This is a genomic window from Actinomadura sp. 3N508, assembly GCF_044326375.1.
GTDB lineage: Bacteria > Actinomycetota > Actinomycetes > Streptosporangiales > Streptosporangiaceae > Spirillospora.
In genome coordinates this window covers 258,601-275,230 of the sequence record NZ_JBIRAX010000004.1, presented here as the reverse complement: position 1 = coordinate 275,230, position 16,630 = coordinate 258,601, and the positions used below count along the sequence as shown (strand labels likewise).

Annotated in this window: 13 protein-coding genes; 7 read left to right on the top strand and 6 right to left on the bottom strand. The window is 73.1% G+C overall.

From position 1 onward, the window contains the following. Positions 1-75 precede the first annotated feature (75 nt). Positions 76-564, top strand: coding sequence for a glutathione peroxidase (locus ACH34S_RS16695; RefSeq protein WP_395953561.1), 489 nt, complete (start codon positions 76-78; stop codon positions 562-564). Positions 565-701: 137 nt separating this feature from the next. Continuing rightward, a complete protein-coding gene (locus ACH34S_RS16690; protein ID WP_395953560.1) occupies positions 702-1,616 on the top strand; it encodes an oxidoreductase in 915 nt (304 codons plus the stop codon). Positions 1,617-1,638: 22 nt separating this feature from the next. On the opposite strand, the gene ACH34S_RS16685 is transcribed toward ACH34S_RS16690, so the two are convergent. From ACH34S_RS16685 to ACH34S_RS16675, 3 genes are all read right to left on the bottom strand, one after another. Next, positions 1,639-2,181 carry a methylated-DNA--[protein]-cysteine S-methyltransferase gene (locus ACH34S_RS16685; RefSeq protein WP_395953559.1) on the bottom strand — a complete coding sequence of 181 codons (543 nt, stop codon included), beginning with the start codon at positions 2,179-2,181 and terminating at the stop codon, positions 1,639-1,641. A 64-nt stretch (positions 2,182-2,245) separates the two neighbouring features. Then, positions 2,246-4,966, bottom strand: a complete 2,721-nt coding sequence (locus ACH34S_RS16680; protein WP_395953558.1) for a DUF6493 family protein — start codon at positions 4,964-4,966, stop codon at positions 2,246-2,248. After that, entirely contained in the window at positions 4,963-6,342 is a 1,380-nt protein-coding gene (locus tag ACH34S_RS16675; protein WP_395953557.1) for an SWIM zinc finger family protein, read from the bottom strand. Before ACH34S_RS16675 ends, ACH34S_RS16680 begins: the two co-directional genes overlap by 4 nt. A gap of 115 nt (positions 6,343-6,457) precedes the next feature. Here ACH34S_RS16675 and ACH34S_RS16670 point away from each other — a divergent pair, with 115 nt between their 5' ends. From ACH34S_RS16670 to ACH34S_RS16660, 3 genes are all read left to right on the top strand, one after another. Beyond that, entirely contained in the window at positions 6,458-6,814 is a 357-nt protein-coding gene (locus tag ACH34S_RS16670) for a hypothetical protein (RefSeq protein WP_395953556.1), read from the top strand. Positions 6,815-6,862: 48 nt separating this feature from the next. After that, positions 6,863-7,192: a DUF3817 domain-containing protein gene (locus tag ACH34S_RS16665; RefSeq protein ID WP_395953555.1), complete on the top strand. Its 330-nt coding sequence runs from the start codon at positions 6,863-6,865 to the stop codon at positions 7,190-7,192. Between the two features lie 107 nt (positions 7,193-7,299). Next, entirely contained in the window at positions 7,300-8,229 is a 930-nt protein-coding gene (locus ACH34S_RS16660; RefSeq protein ID WP_395953554.1) for a GNAT family N-acetyltransferase, read from the top strand. 668 nt (positions 8,230-8,897) lie between these two features. Here ACH34S_RS16660 and ACH34S_RS16655 read toward each other — a convergent pair. Together ACH34S_RS16655 and ACH34S_RS16650 are read right to left on the bottom strand one after the other, a co-directional pair. Further along, a complete protein-coding gene (locus ACH34S_RS16655; protein WP_395953553.1) occupies positions 8,898-10,169 on the bottom strand; it encodes an MFS transporter in 1,272 nt (423 codons plus the stop codon). Positions 10,170-10,459: 290 nt separating this feature from the next. Next, on the bottom strand, positions 10,460-11,755 hold the full coding sequence (locus ACH34S_RS16650) for an MFS transporter (RefSeq protein WP_395953552.1): 1,296 nt from the start codon (positions 11,753-11,755) through the stop codon (positions 10,460-10,462). A 230-nt stretch (positions 11,756-11,985) separates the two neighbouring features. On the opposite strand from ACH34S_RS16650, the gene lon reads away from it, so the two are divergent. Together lon and ACH34S_RS16640 are read left to right on the top strand one after the other, a co-directional pair. Next, positions 11,986-14,382, top strand: a complete 2,397-nt coding sequence (gene lon, locus ACH34S_RS16645; protein ID WP_395953551.1) for an endopeptidase La — start codon at positions 11,986-11,988, stop codon at positions 14,380-14,382. A 115-nt stretch (positions 14,383-14,497) separates the two neighbouring features. Further along, positions 14,498-15,016 carry a VanZ family protein gene (locus ACH34S_RS16640; RefSeq protein WP_395953550.1) on the top strand — a complete coding sequence of 173 codons (519 nt, stop codon included), beginning with the start codon at positions 14,498-14,500 and terminating at the stop codon, positions 15,014-15,016. An 18-nt stretch (positions 15,017-15,034) separates the two neighbouring features. Here ACH34S_RS16640 and ACH34S_RS16635 read toward each other — a convergent pair whose 3' ends face one another. Then, positions 15,035-16,585, bottom strand: coding sequence for a nitroreductase family deazaflavin-dependent oxidoreductase (locus ACH34S_RS16635; protein WP_395953549.1), 1,551 nt, complete (start codon positions 16,583-16,585; stop codon positions 15,035-15,037). Positions 16,586-16,630 lie beyond the last annotated feature (45 nt).

Sequence of the window (16,630 nt, the reverse complement as noted above, 5' to 3'; positions counted from 1 at the left end):
AACGGACACACGCGCGTAGGCGGGTACGTAAGTGGGACGGCCGGTCGCCGGGAGTGATCTCCTAGGATCGGCCTCATGTCTGTCTTCGATGTAGAGATCGACGGCCTGAGCGGCGGGTCCGCCGACCTCGGCCAGTACCGGGGCAAGGCCGTGCTCGTCGTCAACGTCGCCTCCAAGTGCGGCCTCACCCCTCAGTACTCCGGGCTGGAGCGGCTGCAGGAGCGGTTCGCCGGACGCGGCTTCACCGTCCTCGGGGTGCCCTGCAACCAGTTCATGGGCCAGGAGCCCGGCACCCCCGAGGAGATCGCGGAGTTCTGCTCGACGACCTACGGGGTCACGTTCCCGCTGACCGAGAAGGTCGAGGTCAACGGCGAGGGGCGGCACCCGCTGTACCAGGGCCTGGTCGGCACGCCCGACGCCGAGGGCCACACCGGCGACATCCGCTGGAACTTCGAGAAGTTCCTCATCGGCCCGGACGGCGCGGTCGCCGCGCGCTTCGCGCCGCAGGCCGAGCCCGAGTCCGCCGAGGTCGTCGCCGCCATCGAGAAGACCCTCCCCGCCTGACACGCGCGTCCGGACGTGCCCCTCCGGGCGGGAGGGGCACGTCCGGCGGCTGTGAACCGCGCCACATCGGGCCGCCCTTGTCCTCTATTGGCATCGCGTCTAACTTGTGAAGTCGCGATATGACGTGGGAGGTGCCCATGGGAGGGTGGACGGCCGGTGACATCCCCGACCTGAGCGGCCGGCGGGCGATCGTCACCGGAGCCAACAGCGGCCTCGGCCACCACACCGCGCTGGAGCTCGCGCGGCGCGGCGCGTCCGTCGTGCTGGCCTGCCGCAGCGCCGAGCGCGGCCAGGCCGCCGCCGACCGGATCAGGGCCGCCGCGCCCGCCGCCGACGTCGCCCTCGGGCCGCTCGACCTGGCCGACCTGTCGTCGGTCCGGACGTTCGCCGCCCGGTACGGCGACGTGCCCCTCGACATCCTGGTCAACAACGCCGGGGTCATGGCCCTCCCGCGCCGCGCCACCGCCGACGGGTTCGAGATGCAGTTCGGCACCAACCACCTCGGCCACTTCGCGCTCACCGGGCTGCTCCTGGACGCGCTGCGCGCCGCTCCGTCGGCCCGCGTCGTCACGCTGACGTCCGGATTCGCCTGGACGGGCCGCCTGCGCTTCGACGACCTGCAACGCGAGCGCCGCTACGGCAAGTGGGCCGCCTACGGCCAGTCGAAGCTCGCGAACCTGGTCTTCGCCAAGGAACTCGACCGGCGCGTCCCGGACCTGACCAGCGTCGCCGCCCATCCCGGCTACGCCGCCACCAACCTCCAGCAGACCGGGCCCAAGATGCAGGGCAGCACGCTCATGGAGCGGGCCTTCGGGCTCGGCAACGCGCTGATGGCGCAGTCGGCCGCCGCGGGCGCGCTGCCGTCCCTGTACGCCGCGACGGCCCCGGACGTTCAGGGAGGCGCCTGCTACGGTCCCCGCCTGCTCCAGTACCGGGGCGCACCGGTCAAGGTGGTCACGCCGCCGCATGCGGGCCGCCCGGGCATAGGCGAGCGCCTCTGGCAGGTGTCCGAAGACCTCACGTCCGTCACGTACGCGCCCGCGCGCACCTAGCGCTCGGGAGCGGACGGGCGCCTCACGGGGCGCGGGTGATGTCCCAGTCGAGGGTGGCGGGCAGCGCGCCCTCCATCGTCAGCAGCCAGCGCTTGACCTCGACGCCCGAGCCGCCGCTGTAGCCGCCGAGCCCGTTCGAGGCGACGACGCGGTGGCACGGCACGATCAGCGGAATCGGATTGCCGCCCATCACCTGCCCGATGACCTGCGCGTGGACGCCCGTGCCGCTCCGGTCGCCCAGCTCGCCGTAGGTGACGACCTGCCCGTACGGGACGGACTCGTACAGCGTCGAGAGCACCCGCCGCTGCACGTCCGACGTCAGCCGCCAGTCGATGGGCACCTCGAAGTGCTTCAGGTCGCCGGTGAAGTAGTCGCGCAGCGCCGACAGCACCGGGGCAAGGCGGTCCGGCGCCTCCACCACCGGCAGACCGGCCGCCTTGGCGGTGCGGGCGCGGGCGGCGGGCGTGTCGCGGAAGTGCAGCGACACGACCCCCGTCCCGGTCTCGGCGACGAGGAGGCGTCCGAGCACGGTGTCGACCGTGCCGAACGCGAGGGTCTCGGTCATCGTTCAGCGCTCCTTCCCGGCGCGTCCAGCGTCCCACGCGGGTCCGTCATCGGGCCCATGTCTCCTATGAACACCGGGGAGGGGACTCACGTTGCGAGGGACCGTCGAGCGAAGCTCGTCCGTTGAATGGCGGCGGGTGGGGCTGGAGGACGGTCCTGTGGAGGCGGGCGGACTCCTTCACCAGGCGGCTGGACCCGCCACGGGACGCCACCTCCGCGACGGCCGGGATCGTGCCCCGCGCGCCGGTGAGCTCGGCGAGGCGGGTGGCCAGCGCGAGCAGGTCGGGCACCCCGGCCCTGGCCCGCTCACCCGGTCCGGGAAGGGCGTGCGGGAGGGCGGCGGCCAGCACCGTCCACACCTCGGCGTGGGCGCCCGCGTCGGCGGCGGCCGTGAGGGACTTCACGATGCGCGGGACGGTGATGACTCCGATGGCGGCGAGCCGCCCGAGGGCCGTGCCCGTCTCGGCCGCCGGGAGGCCGCCCCGGCCCGAGAAGGCGAGGAACGCCTCCACGGCGGTGGCGCGCTCGTGCTGCTCCCGGTTCGCCAGCGCGCAGGCGAGGAGCGTCCCGACGGCGGTGCCCGCGGGCCCGTCGCCCTCGGCGAGGTCGAGCATGACGGTGCCCTGGCCCCAGCCCACGTCCTCGGTGCCCACGAAGTAGGGGAGCAGGTGCGCGGCGGCGACCTCCCGGTGGGACGGCATCACCGACGGCCAGTACCCGGTGAAGGCGTTGTAGATCGAGCCTTCATGGTCCGTCCAGGCGTCCCTGGAGACGGCGCAGATGCGGGCGACGTCGGTGTCGCCGGGCACGTCCACCGTGGACACGACATAGGCCGGGTGCGGGAGGCCGTGCTCGGCGAAGGACGTGATGGGCTCGTCGGGGAACGTGCACTCGACGTCCGGGTCGGCGAGACCACCGGTCGCCAGCCAGGACGCGACCGCCCGGCCCGCATCGGACGCCAGCCCCTTCGCGCGCGCCACCGCGGCCGGGTCGACCTCGCGGGGGAGGCGCAGCATGGCCTGCGCCAGGTCGGCCCGGCCGGGCTCGGCGCCCGCCTCCTCCAGCCGTTCCAGGCGGGCGACCAGGACGTCCGGGTCGACGTGCCCGCTGCCCTCGGTCGGCGTCGCGAGCAGGACGGGCACCTTCCCGAGCACGGACACGATCTCGTGCCGCCGCCAGGCGAGGAACCGCTCCATCCGCGGCATGACCCCGCTCCCGAAGATCCGGGGCTTGCCCTTGACGAACGCGGCGCGCACCTCGCCCACCCGGGCGGGGGTGTCGTCCGGGAACAGGAGTCTCCGCACCGGGAACTGGATCCAGCTTCTCCGGACGTAGGTGCGCGAGGCCGGCCGCCGCAGATTCTCCAGCAGCCACGCCGCGCGGTCGGAGCAGGCGTCCCGCAACGCCTTCCCGGTCCCGTCGAAGTCGCGGAAGGCGAACTCGACGAGCGCGGCCAGGAAGCGCTCGGTCACGGGCCACTTCTCCTCGGCCGCGATACTGGCGATGAACTCCGAGGCCACTTCGTCGAGCGACCCGATCGGAGCGAGCGCCTTGCGGGGCGTGAACGGCGGCGGGGCCGGGAGCGGCTCGGGCTCGGGCTCGGCCGCGGCGACCTCTCCGAACGCGGCGGCGATCGCCTGGCGCAGGTCGGCCGGGAGTTCGGCGGCGGCGTCCCGGACCTCCGCGCGGACGTCGCCGCCCGCCAGGGACGCGTGCTTCACCGCGATCTTCACGGCCCGTTCTCGCAGGTCGAGCGCCTCGGAGGTGAAGACCGCCGAGACTGCGCGCAGCGTCGCGTCGACCCGGTCGCGGGCGCGGGCCGTCCGGTCGAGCCAGGTGAGCGCGGCCCGGACGAGCTTCTTCTCCGGGCGGAACAGCAGCGCGCCCGCGGCCTCCTCGAACAGCGCGCCGTCGAGGGCCCCCAGGTCGTCGGCCCGGCGCACCTGCCGCAGCGCCGTGTCCGCGACGGCCGGCGGCGCGACCGGCAGGAGCCGGACGTAGTCGCGCACGCGGGCCGCCACCTCCTCCCCGGTGGGCGCGAGCTCCTCGTGCAGCCCGACGAACCAGCGGAGGTTGTGGGCGGTGCCACCGCGCAGGAAACGGCTGATGCAACCGTCCAGGAGGGCCGTGCGGTCGAGCCGCCCGGCGTGCGCCAGGTCGGCGAGCCCGGCGGCCCAGGCGCCCTTGCGGGTCTCGTCCTGCTGGGGACGCGCCGCGTCGAAGGCGAGCGCCGCGCCGACACCGTCCACCTCGAAGAGCCGGGGGACGAGCGCCTCCAGAAACGGATCTTCCGCGAGCCTGCGCGCGCTGCCGCCCTCCTCCACCCACCCCACCACGAAGCCGTCGGACACCGGAACGACACCGGCGGACCTGGCGAGCGCGGCCGCGATGTGCCAGTAGGTCCAGAACTCCTCGGAGGTCTTCAGCCGGGCGGCGATCCGCTGCGCGACCTCCGCCCGCCACTCGTCCGGGCGGGAGGACGTGAGGTCGCACAGCAGCGGGCAGTACTTGTCCTCGTCCCACCAGGGCCGCAGGTCCGCGCGGGTCATCCAGGCGGCAGCGGCGGCGGCGCCGCCGATCGTGCCCGCACCGGCCAGCAGGAGCGCCTGTGCCGTCAGCGGCTGGAGGAACCCGTGCGCCGACGCCGCGCGGAGCTCCTTCAGCGCGCCAGGCAGCTCCTTGGCCACGGCCCGCCGCCCGGGCTCGTCCAGCTCGGAAACCAGGCGCACCGCCCGTTCCAGAGCGCCGGAGCGGATGGCCTTGTGGAGGTCGTCCCACACGTTCATCGAGCGACCTCCACGGTGGCTTCGGCGCTGCGGCGGACGATGCGCGCAGCCAGGACGTGCTTGCACGGCCCGCGCTCACCCCGATGATCGAACCACCACGGGCAGGTGCACGTCTCCCGGTTCTCCTCGAAGCGGACGTGCCGCTCGCCGCCATTGCTGAGGACGACCGCCGCGTCGTCGGCCGTGAACCGCACGGCGCCCTCCTCGACGAGCGCGCGCGCAGAGCGCAGCCGCGGGTTGAGGTCGGCCACGCGGGCGGGGTCGTAGGGGAGTTCACGGTGGAAGAACGCGGCCTCCGCGGCGTCGAAGCCCACGCGCCCCGACGTCCCCAGCTGCGTCAGCGCCGCCTTCGTCCGCGCCGGGCTGAGACCGGACCGCTCGGCCAGCAGATCGGGCTCGACGCGCGGCTCGAAGGACAGCAGTGCGACGAGCAGGTCGGCGTCTCCGGCGGCCTCGTCGGCCGAGAGGGCGTCCAGCACCGCGCCCTCACCGGAGAAGCCGCGCGAGTGCCGGGGGGACAGCGTCAGGACGTACCGCATCCCGGGCAACTCCAGCTCCCAGACGCTCGACAATGGGCCGTCGACACCCTCAGGGGGCGGTCCGTAGATGCGCAGTGCTCGCGCGAAGCGGAGCAGCGGCATCATCGTCCGCAGGCGGTCCGGCCCGGCCAGGCACACGGCGCCGGCGGCGGGGCGTGGCACGAGCCGCAGCGTCCGCCCGGCGGGAACGGCCCACAGCGTCTCGCGCTGCCCGCGCGGCATCGAGCGCATGAACCGCACCGCGTCCGTGGCCTTCAGCTCGGCGCGCAGGTCGAACCCGGCCGTGATCACCTGGACCTCGGCGAATCCGCGCAGCCACCGGTCGGGCAGCGGCACCTTCTTCTCCACGACGGCGCCGTCCATCGTGGTCACGGCCAGCTCCTCCGCGCCGACCGCCAGATGCAGCGGATCGGACCCGCCCACCCGGGCCAGGGCCTCGCGCAGCGGGCCGTTCACGTCCACGTTCGTCGTGCCGCGCTCGTGCACGTCGCCGTCCATCGCCGGCTCCAGCACGTCCAGCCGGGCGTAGACGCCGCCGCAGGCCGAGAACGACTCCATCCGGAGCCGGTCGCCGTTGCAGGTGACTACGGGGTCGCGGAACGAGGTGGGGCGCGGCTGGTGGTAGCGGGTCTGCGCGACGTCCGCCAGGGCCAGCAGGCCCGCCGCGGCGGGCGCCGCCTGCGTGAGCACGCCGCTGAAGAAATGCGGATGCGGTTGCGGCCCGCTGGTGGTCGTCCCGCCGGACGTCGACAGGCCGAGAAGCCCGCCGTCCAGCCCGGACGGCCGCGTATACGTGTAAGCCTGTGCGGCCCCTGCCGCCACGCTGGTGCTAGCCATGCCGAGAACGTAGAGCCGCCTACCGACAAATTCCTGGATATTCCGCTGATCAGGCGATCTGGCCTGGGGCGGGGTCGTGGACGGGTCCCGCGCGCCCGGGGGTAGGCTCGGGGGCGTGCGACGGTTCCTCACCCCTGGCTGGATCGGGCTGCACGTGCTCGCGATCGTGCTGTGCGGCACGTTCCTCGGCTTCGGCTGGTGGCAGTACGACCGGGCACAGGGCGGCAACGACCGCAGCTGGGCCTACACGTTCGAATGGCCGATCTTCGCGCTGTTCGTGATCGTGATGTGGGTCAAGATGATCCGCGACGAGCGGTCGGGCGCCGCCCCGGCGCCGAAGGTGATCGAGGAGCCCGCCGAGGCCGAGGTGAAGCGGGAGATCATCCGGCGGCAGGAGGAGGAAGATCCGGCGCTCGCGGCCTACAACCGCTACCTCGCGCGGCTCAACTCCCAGAGCGGCCGGCGCGGCTGACCCCGCCGCATGCGGGCCCTTGTGGGCCGTCGACGAAAGGTGTGTTCTGTGGAAGGCGCGGTGACCCGGTACCGGATCCTGGCGCTGGTGGTCGGCACGCTGCTGGTGCTGCTGACGATCGGCATGGTCCTGAAGTACGGCCCGCCCGACGAGCCCGGCCTGGCGGGCGTCGTCGCGCCCGTCCACGGCTTCCTCTACATGGTCTACCTGCTGGCCGCGTACGACCTGTGGCGGCGGGCCGGCTGGCCGCTGGGCAAGATGGTGCTCATCGTGCTGGGCGGCATCGTCCCGCTGATGACCTTCTACGTCGAGCGGCGGATCGTCCAGGACGCGCGGGCGCTGCGCGCCGCCCAGGCGAAGGCGGAGGCGAGCGCCTGACCGCGGCGCGCCTGACCGTCGCGCGCGCCTGATCGTCCCTCCGGACTGGAAAAACGGCCTGCCCGTCGCGTAATGTTTGACTGAGTCAAACGTTAGGAGGGTCAGGCATGGAGGTGACCGACGGGGACATCGGCACGGTCCGGGCGTTCAACCGGTTCTACACCGGCGTCATCGGAGTGCTCGGCGAAGGGCACGTCCAGACCCCGTACTCCCTGACCGAGGCACGGGTGATCTTCGAACTGGCACAGCGCGAGGACACCGAGGTCCTCGCCCTGCGCCGCGACCTCGGCCTGGACGCCGGCTACCTCAGCCGGCTGCTGACCCGGTTCGAGGCCGACGGGCTGGTCGCGCGGGAGCGCTCGCCCGGCGACGCCCGCCGCCAGGTCGTCCGGCTCACCCCGCGCGGCCGCGAGGTCTTCGCGATGCTGGACGAGCGCTCCGTGACCGAGATCCGCGGCCTGCTGGACGGGCTGCCCGCCGCCGACCGGGGGCGCCTGCTCGCCGCGATGCGCACGATCCACGGCGTCCTCGGCGACCGGCCCCGCCGCCCGGCCGGCGACGTCGTCCTGCGGCCGCTGCGCCCCGGCGACCTCGGCTGGATCGTGGAGCGCAACGGCGCCCTCTACGACGTGGAATGCGGCTGGGACCGCACCTACGAGGCGCTCGTCGCCAAGGTCGTCGCCGACTACGTGGACGGTCACGACCCGGAGCGGGAGAACGCGTGGATCGCCGAGTCCGGCGGCGTCCGGGTGGGCGGCGTCTTCTGCGTCCGCCGCGACGACGACGTCGCGCAGCTGCGGCTGCTGCACGTCGAGCCCGAGGCCCGCGGCCTGGGCGTCGGGGCCGCGCTGGTCGGCGAGTGCGTCCGCTTCGCCGCCGAGGCCGGATACACGGAGATGATGCTGTGGACGACGGCGCTCCAGCGTCCGGCGCACCGTGTCTACGAGCGCGCCGGGTTCGTCCTGGAGGAGGAAGAGGCCCCGGTGGCGCGCTTCGGGGACGTCGTCCACGGGCAGGTCTGGCGCAAGAAACTGTGACCGGGCCCGTGGGGGCTTTCGCGCCTCCACGGGCCCGGCTCCGCAGCGATCCCTTGATGTGCTGCGCAGGCGGCCGGGACGGGGGTCGGACGGAGTTCCGGCCGCCTTGGATTCACCGGCATGACGCCGGCTGGTGCTAAGGACCGATTCCCACCTCCCTTCCACTGCCGGCCGGGCGGGGGTTCCGCTCGGTGGACGGGGGAGGGCGCCGTCGCGGCGCCCGGAAGTCTGGGGCCGGGCCGGCGGCACGGCTGGAGGGTGCCGCTGGCCCGGCCATGGGGGACGCCGGCGCCGCGGGGGCATGCGGCACCGGGGTCCGGGAGTGGCCCGGGATGACAGGGGAGCGGGGCGCGGGCGGTCCGGCTGGCCCGGTACGGCCGAGAACCCGAGGTGTGCCGCCGGGCGTCCCCGTCGCGGCGCCCGTTGGGGGACGGCGCCTGCCGCGGGGGGACGAGCCGTGGACGCCCTCGGCCGTACGGACCGGGCCGCGCGGGGGGAGCGCCGGCCCGGTCACCTTCTCGGTACGCCGCATCCGGGCCCCCTCCCGCATCTCCACCTGGGGCTTTGCCGCCCCGATGATCTTTCATTCACGCTTAGTCACTAACTCGTTGCGGTAGGTACCCTCGCGTCATGCGCACGTAAACCGGAGCCGTCGCAAAGAATCGTGATCAAGAACGGGACTTTGCCTCCGCATTGCCCGTGATGTCGCCGGTCGCCTCAGATGTCTCCGCCGCCCCACCGGGACGATGCAGGAGATACCGGGTCAGCCCCACCGCCGCCAGGACGGCCAGGAGCGCGCAGACGCCCGTCCAGCCGAACCGGCCGTACGCGGCGGCGCCCAGCCAGGACCCGGTGCTCCCGCCCAGGAACGAGCACGTCATGTAGGCGGTGTTGATCCGGCTGCGGGCGTCCGGGCGCAGCGCGAAGATCCGGGCCTGGTTGGCGATCGTGCCGGCCTGCAAAGCCACGTCCAGCAGGAGCGTCCCGGCGGCCAGCGCGACGAGACCGGCCATGCCGCCGAGCCCGCCGAACGCGAGGACGCCGGCGGACGCGAGCGTCCCGATCATGACGGCCAGGCTGACCGGATCGGAGCCGCGCCGGTCGACCTGCCGTCCCGCGTGCGGCGCGGAGACCATGGTGGCCGCGCTGACCAGGGCCAGCAGCCCCACGGCCTGCGCGCCCAGGCCGTACTCCGGGCCCGTCAGGTACAGCGCGACGCCCGTCCACACGGCCTGGAAGCCGCCGAAGATCGTCGCTTGGTAGACGCAGGTCCGCCGCAGGCCGGGCTCGCGGCGCAGCAGCCGCAGTGGCTCGGCCAGCAAGGCGGGGTACGGCTGCCGCGAGGTCGGCACGGTCGCGGGCAGCACGAACGTCAGCGCCGTCGCCAGGCACAGCGCGACGGCCGCGGCGACCAGGTAGGGCGCCCGCCAGCCGAGCCACTCGCCGATCATCCCGCCGAACGTGCGGGCCAGCAGGATGCCGCCGACCGACCCGGACATCAGCGTCCCCATGACCGCGCCGCGCCGGTCGTCCGCGACCAGCCCGGCCGCCATCGGCGCGATGACCTGCGCGACCACGGTCGTCACCCCGACCAGCGCGCTCGCGCCGAACAGGCCGGGCAGCCCGCCCGCGCCCGCCGCGCCGAGCAGCCCGATCCCGGTGACGCCGAGCAGCACCGCGATCAGCGGCCGGTGCGGGAGCCGGTCGCCGAGCGGCACCAGCAGGAAGTTCCCCGCCGCGTACCCGAACTGCGCGGCGGTCACCACCAGCGCGGCCGAGTCGGGCGAGACGCCGAGACCGGACGCGACGAGCGGGCTGACCGCCTGCGGGAAGTAGAGGTTCCCCACGGCGACGCCGCAGGTCAGAGCCAAGAGAAAGATCATCCGGCGGCTGAGCCCGCCGCCGGGCCGTGCGTCCGCGGACGCGACGGAAGAGGACACGAACGCTCCAGAAGGTCGAGCCGCGGGCGAAAGCCGCGCAAGCAAGAACGCACGCCGAGCGGAGCTCGTCGATTGAATGGTGGTGGGCGGGGGCTGGAGGACGGTGAGGCGTTTTACCTCGCTCGGGCTCGCCTCGGCGTCGAGGAGCGCGCCGCCGGTCAGCCGGTGCCGCGCTCCGAGGCCGAGGCGCCCGTCGTGACCTTGCCGAGAACCATGCGCACGATGAGCCTCCCGATCCGGAACGTCCAGCGCGACGCTCGCACGCCACATCACCGTCCCGCAACGCGTTTTCAGCCGGGAGCCCGGCGGGCGGTTCGGATGGCGTGGTCGCTCAGCGTCCGCCAGGCGGCTGCGGTGAGCGTGGCGGTGCAGGCCAGGCCCAGCCAGAAGGGTGCGGTCAGGCCGAAGCGGTGTGCGAGGACGCCGCCCAGGATGGCGCCGAGGAACATGCCGCAGTTGGTGACCAGCCGGTAGGCGCTGTGCACACGTCCAAGCAGATGAGCGGGGACGATCTGCTGGCGCAGCGAGGCCCCGATGGTGGAGAAGACGACCAGATGAAGGCTGAGCACCGCGAACAGCCCACCCGCGATGATCGCGCTGTGGGTCAGGGCCAGCCCGAGGTGGACCACCATCTCGACGATCAGACCGGCGCGCAGTGTCGTGCCGGTGCCGAGCAGGCCGGTGATCCGACCGGCGGTCAGGCCTCCGATGACTCCCCCCACGGCTCCGGCGGTGAGGAGGAACCCGTAGCCGGCCGGGCCGACGCCGAGCCGTTCGCGGGCGATGAGGACGGCGATGGAGAACACCGCGCCCAGTCCCAGGTTGGACAACCCGACGGTGACCGACATGGTGCGCAGCAGCCTGTGGCGTGCCAGCCAGCCAAGTCCTTCGCAGATCGCGCCGTGGATGGACGTGTGCGAAGGTCCGGTCGAAGCGCTGAGCGACCGCTGTGCGGCTCTGGTGGGCAGCGCGCTGATCAGGATCGCGGCGGTCAGCAGGGCGAGGGCGTCGACCGTGAAAGGTGCCCATGCCGCCATGGCGAACAGCACTCCGCCGAGCGGTCTGGCGAGGAGTTGCTGGCTGAGCACGGCCGCCGCCTGGAGCCTGCCGTTCGCGCGTTCCAGTTGGGCGGTGTCGACGAGGGATGGCAGCAGCGCTACGGATGCGTTCTCGAACAGCAGGCCGACGCAGCCGACCGTGAAGAAGGTCGCGTAGAGCAGCGGCAGTGAGGCGTGCCCGGCGGCGGTCGCCGCGGCCAGGAGGCCCAGCGCGGCGGCGCGGGCCAGGCAGGCGGCGACCATGACGCGGCGGTGGTCCAGCCGGTCGACCAGTGCTCCGCCGGGGAGTGCGAACAGCATCAATGGAAGCTGATGGGCGATCATGAGCCCGGCGATCTGGACCGGGTCGCGGGTGAGGGAAGCGGCCAGCAGGGCCGCGGCGATCTGGGTGGTGCCGTCACCCAGTCCGGACAGGGTGCTCGCCGCCCACAACTTCGCGAAGGGGCGCCCAAGCTTCCTGCGCTGGCCCGACGTCCGGCGGGGCCCGGCCGAGTGCTGGCCACCGGTGTCCGGTCTGGGCTCGGCCATGCGGTGTATGACGCTGATCGTTCAGGGGCGGTTCGCGGGAGCGCGGGGAGGTGGTCATGTTCGGATTACTTTGCGGGCTCGGTGAGTTGCCTTGAGGGCGTCCGCGAGGTTGCCGGGGCGGCTTGATCGCTTAGAGCGAACGTTGCTGCGGAAACAAATTGCTGCTCCGTTTTCTTGAGTGTGGGTGACTCAACTTACGGTTGGGTCTCTAGACGGACTTGGAGCTGAGCATGAGCGAGACCCTGACGCTGCCGGTGCTGCCCCTGGACGACGGGGCCGTTCTGCCCGGCATGGTCGTGCCGCTGGACCTTTCCGAGAGCGGCGAGGTGCGCGCCGCCATCGAGGCCGCGCGGGCCGTGGCGCAGTCCAAGGGGCCGGGCATCCGGTCGGCGGCCAAGCCGCGGGTGCTGCTGGTGCCCCGGCTGAACGGGCAGTACGCGGGCGTCGGCACGCTCGGCGTGATCGAGCAGGAGGGGCGGCTGCCCGGCGGTGAGCCGGGCGCGGTCGTCCGCGGCGTGCAGCGGGTGCGGATCGGTACCGGGACGACCGGGCCGGGCGCGGCGCTGTGGGTCGAGGGCACCCTGATCGAGACGCCGCCCGCGTCCGGCCGCGCGCAGGAGCTGGCCAAGGAGTACAAGAGCCTGGTCAGCGCGATCCTGCAGAAGCGCGGCGCCTGGCAGGTCGTGGACATCGTCCAGCAGATCGACGACCCGTCCACCCTGGCCGACAACGCCGGGTACGCGCCGTACCTGTCGGACGAGCAGAAGATCGAGGTCCTGGAGACCCCGGACGTGGTGGAGCGGCTCACGCTGGTGATCGGCTGGGCGCGCGACCACCTCGCCGAGCTGGACGTGGCGGAGACGATCCGCAAGGACGTCCAGGAGGGCATGGAGAAGACGCAGCGGGAGTTCCTGCTGCGGCAGCAGCAGGAGGCGATCCGCAAGGAGCTGGCCGAGCTGAACGGCGACCCCGCCGACGAGGAGGACGACTACCGGGCCCGGATCGAGGCCGCGAACCTGCCCGAGAAGGTGCGCGAGGCGGCGCTGAAGGAGGTCGACAAGCTGGAGCGGTCGTCCGACGCCTCGCCGGAGGGCGGCTGGATCCGGACGTGGCTGGACACCGTCCTCGACATCCCCTGGAACGACCGCACCGAGGACGCCTACGACATCGCCGGCGCCAGGGAGATCCTGGACGCCGACCACGCCGGGCTCGACGACGTCAAGGAGCGCATTGTCGAGTACCTGGCCGTGCGCAAGCGGCGCGAGGAGCGCGGCCTGGGCGTTGTGGGTGGACGCAGGAGCGGCGCTGTGCTCGCGCTTACCGGGCCTCCTGGCGTCGGTAAGACGTCGCTTGGCGAGTCGGTCGCGCGGGCCATGGGGCGCAAGTTCGTCCGGGTCGCGCTGGGCGGTGTGCGGGACGAGGCCGAGATCCGCGGCCACCGCCGGACGTACGTGGGCGCGCTGCCGGGACGGATCGTCCGCGCCATCCGCGAGGCCGGCTCGATGAACCCGGTCGTCCTGCTGGACGAGGTCGACAAGGTCGGCGCCGACTACCGCGGCGACCCGACCGCGGCGCTGCTGGAGGTCCTCGACCCCGAGCAGAACCACACCTTCCGGGACCACTACCTGGAGGTCGAGCTCGACCTCAGCGACGTGCTGTTCCTCGCCACCGCGAACGTGGTGGAGGCGATCCCGGGGCCGCTGCTCGACCGGATGGAGCTCGTCCAGCTGGACGGCTACACCGAGCACGAGAAGGTCACCATCGCCCGCGACCACCTGCTGCCGCGCCAGCTCGACAAGGCGGGCCTGGAGGCGTCCGAGGTGGCCTTCGGCGACGACGCGCTGCGGCTGCTGGCGGCCGAGTACACGCGGGAGGCGGGCGTCCGGTCGCTGGACCGGTCGATCGCGCGGGTGCTGCGGAAGGTCGCCGCGAACGTGGCGCTGGAGAAGGCGACGCTGCCGGTCTCGATCGGCGCCGGCGACCTCAAGGACTACCTGGGACGACCCAGGTACACGCCGGAGGTCGAGCTGAGCAGGAACGAGCGGCGGACGGGCGTCCCCGGCGTCGCGACGGGCCTGGCGGTGACGGGCGCGGGCGGCGACGTCCTCTACATCGAGGCGTCGCTCGCCGACCGGGAGACCGGCGACACCGGCGTGACGCTCACCGGGCAGCTCGGCGACGTCATGAAGGAGTCGGCGCGGATCGCGCTCAGCTACCTGCGGTCGCGGGGCGCCGAGCTGGAGCTGCCGGTCGGCGACCTGAAGGACCGCGGCGTGCACGTCCACGTCCCGGCCGGTGCGATCCCGAAGGACGGGCCGAGCGCGGGCATCACGATGACGGCCGCGCTGGCGTCGCTGCTGTCGGGGCGGCCCGTCCGCTCGGACGTGGCGATGACCGGCGAGGTGTCGCTGACCGGGCGGGTGCTGCCGATCGGCGGCCTGAAGCAGAAGCTGCTGGCCGCGTCCCGGCTCGGGATCACCACGGCGATCGTGCCGAAGCGCAACGAGCCGGACCTTGAGGACGTCCCGGACGAGGTCCTGGAGAACCTGACGGTCTTCACCGTCAGCGACGTCCGCGAGGTGCTGGACCTGGCCCTGGAACCGGCCACCACGGCGATCGCCGCCTGACCGGCGTCGATCGCGCTCGCTCAACGCCCGCGCCGGGCCTCCGCCCGGCGCGGGCGTTCGGCGTGGGCGTCAGCGGCAACCCGGGTTTCGGGTCCGCCGTTATCCACGACCGTGCATGTTCGGTGACGCAGCGGGGAGCACGCGCCGGGTGTTGGCAGAAATGTGGCAGCGTGCAGAGCCGGGTCAGAAGTCCCCCTGGTACGTCGTGGCCTTTCGCGTCGTCGTCGTGGCGGTGGCGCTGGGCGTCCTCGGCGTCTTCTTCTATCTGGCGTTCAAACTGACATTGACGCCCGTCCGCGACCGAGGGCAGGCGGGCGGGAACACCGATCCGGGCCGCTCTCTCCGGTTCTATCTGGACCGTCCGACCAAAGACGCCTACTTCCAGATCGGCGGCAACCTGGCGCTGCTCATGCCGTTGGGTGTGCTACTGCCGATCGTCTGGACGACCCTCCGCGGACCCATCCGGCTGGCCCTTCTGACCGGGGTCATGTCGCTGGCCATCGAGACGGTGCAGGGCGCCTTCGTCATCGGGCGGGCCTTCGACATCGACGACGTCATCCTCAATGTCATCGGCGTCGTGATCGCGTATCTCCTCCTGGGCCGCCGCCTCTCGAAAACGCTTCGCGGTTCTTGAGGAACGGATCCGTTCAGGTCAGCGTGGGGTGAGGCGGAAGATTCTCAGCTGGCGTGTTGTGCGTTCCACGTAGCGGTCGTACACGGGCCAGATGGCGATGAGGCGGGGCCAGATAGCGGTGCGTTCCGCGTCGTCCAGCAGATGGGCCGTGACGGGAACGGTGCGCCCCTGGAAACTGACCTCGGCTTCGGGATTCTTGAGGAGGTTGCCCGTCCAGGCGGGGTGCTTCTCGCGGCCGAAGTTGGAGCCGACGACGTACCAGCCGCCGCCTTCCGAGGCGGGGCCGGGGAGGCAGGCGAGCGGGGTCCGGCGGGGGAGGCCGCTGATGGCGCCGGTCGTCGTCAGGACCAGGCTCGGGACGAGGAGCTGGCCGAGCAGGAAGCGCCCGCCGGTGAGTCTGTGCAGCGTCCGGTCGATGGGCGGGACGATCTTGGGCCCGACCTTGGAGAACCACTCGGCGCCCGAGATCCGCTGGAAGAGCGGCCCGAACGCGCGCTGGACGAGGGTCGGCATCGGGTGCTCCTCGGTGCGGTGCGGCGGCGGTGCGGGGTTCGCGAGGCGCCCGGCGCGGCGGGGGTCGAGGTGGCCGCTCTCCGCCAGCCAGCGCAGCGCGTCGGCGACCGTCTCCTCGACGGGACGCAGCGTGAGGTCCAGCGCGTCCAGGACGGGACGGTCGTCGGTCGGCACCAGCGTGACCATGAACTCGGCGGCGTCGCGGGTGAGCGGGTAGTCGAAGGGGCGGACGCGCTTGGCGGCGTCCAGCGCGGAGCCGAGCCCGAGCATCAGGCGGCTCGGGACGCGGACGCGGCGGCACCGCACGCCCGTGAGGCGGTCGCAGAGGTCCGCGTACTGCGGCCACGTCAGGTAGTGGCCGCCGAGCACCCAGCGGCTCGGCGGCTGCCGGGCCTCGACGGAACGTGCCAACGCGGTGGCGAGGTCGCGGACGTCGATGACCGAAACGCCGCCGCCCGGAAGTGGCCACACCTTGCCGAGGGCGGCGGCGAGCCCTTCCATGAGGGCGTCGAGTGTGGGCTGGTGGGGGCCGCACACGCCGCCGGGATAGACGATCGTGACCGGCGCGCCGTCGTCCTGGAGGCCGCGCACGTACCGCTCGGCGGCCAGCTTGGACCTGCCGTAGCCGGTGCGCGGGCTCGCGAGGGCGCCGCCGGCGGTGATGACCTGCCCGGACGGCGGGACGAACACCGCTACCGTCGACACGTGCACGACCGGGTTCAGCCCCCGCGCGACGGCCCCGCCGACCACGTTCCGGGTGCCGCGGACGTTGACGTCCACGAGATCGGGCGCGCCCCCTGTGCCGGTCACGCCGATCGCGGCGGCGGCGTGGATCGCGGCGTCGCAGCCGTCGAGCGCGTCGGTGACCGCGTCCGCGTCCAGCATGTCGCCGGGGACGAGCTCCACGTCCTCGGCGGCGACGCCGATCGACTCCAGGACCTTCGTCGTCCGCCCCGGATCGCGGACCAGCGCGCGCGGCCGGTGCCCGGCGGCCAGCAGCGCGCCGACCGTGTGGGACCCGACGAACCCGGAGGCGCCGGTGACGAAGACCCGCATGCCGGACAAACTAGCGCTTGGTTCCTGCGGGCGACACCCGGCGCG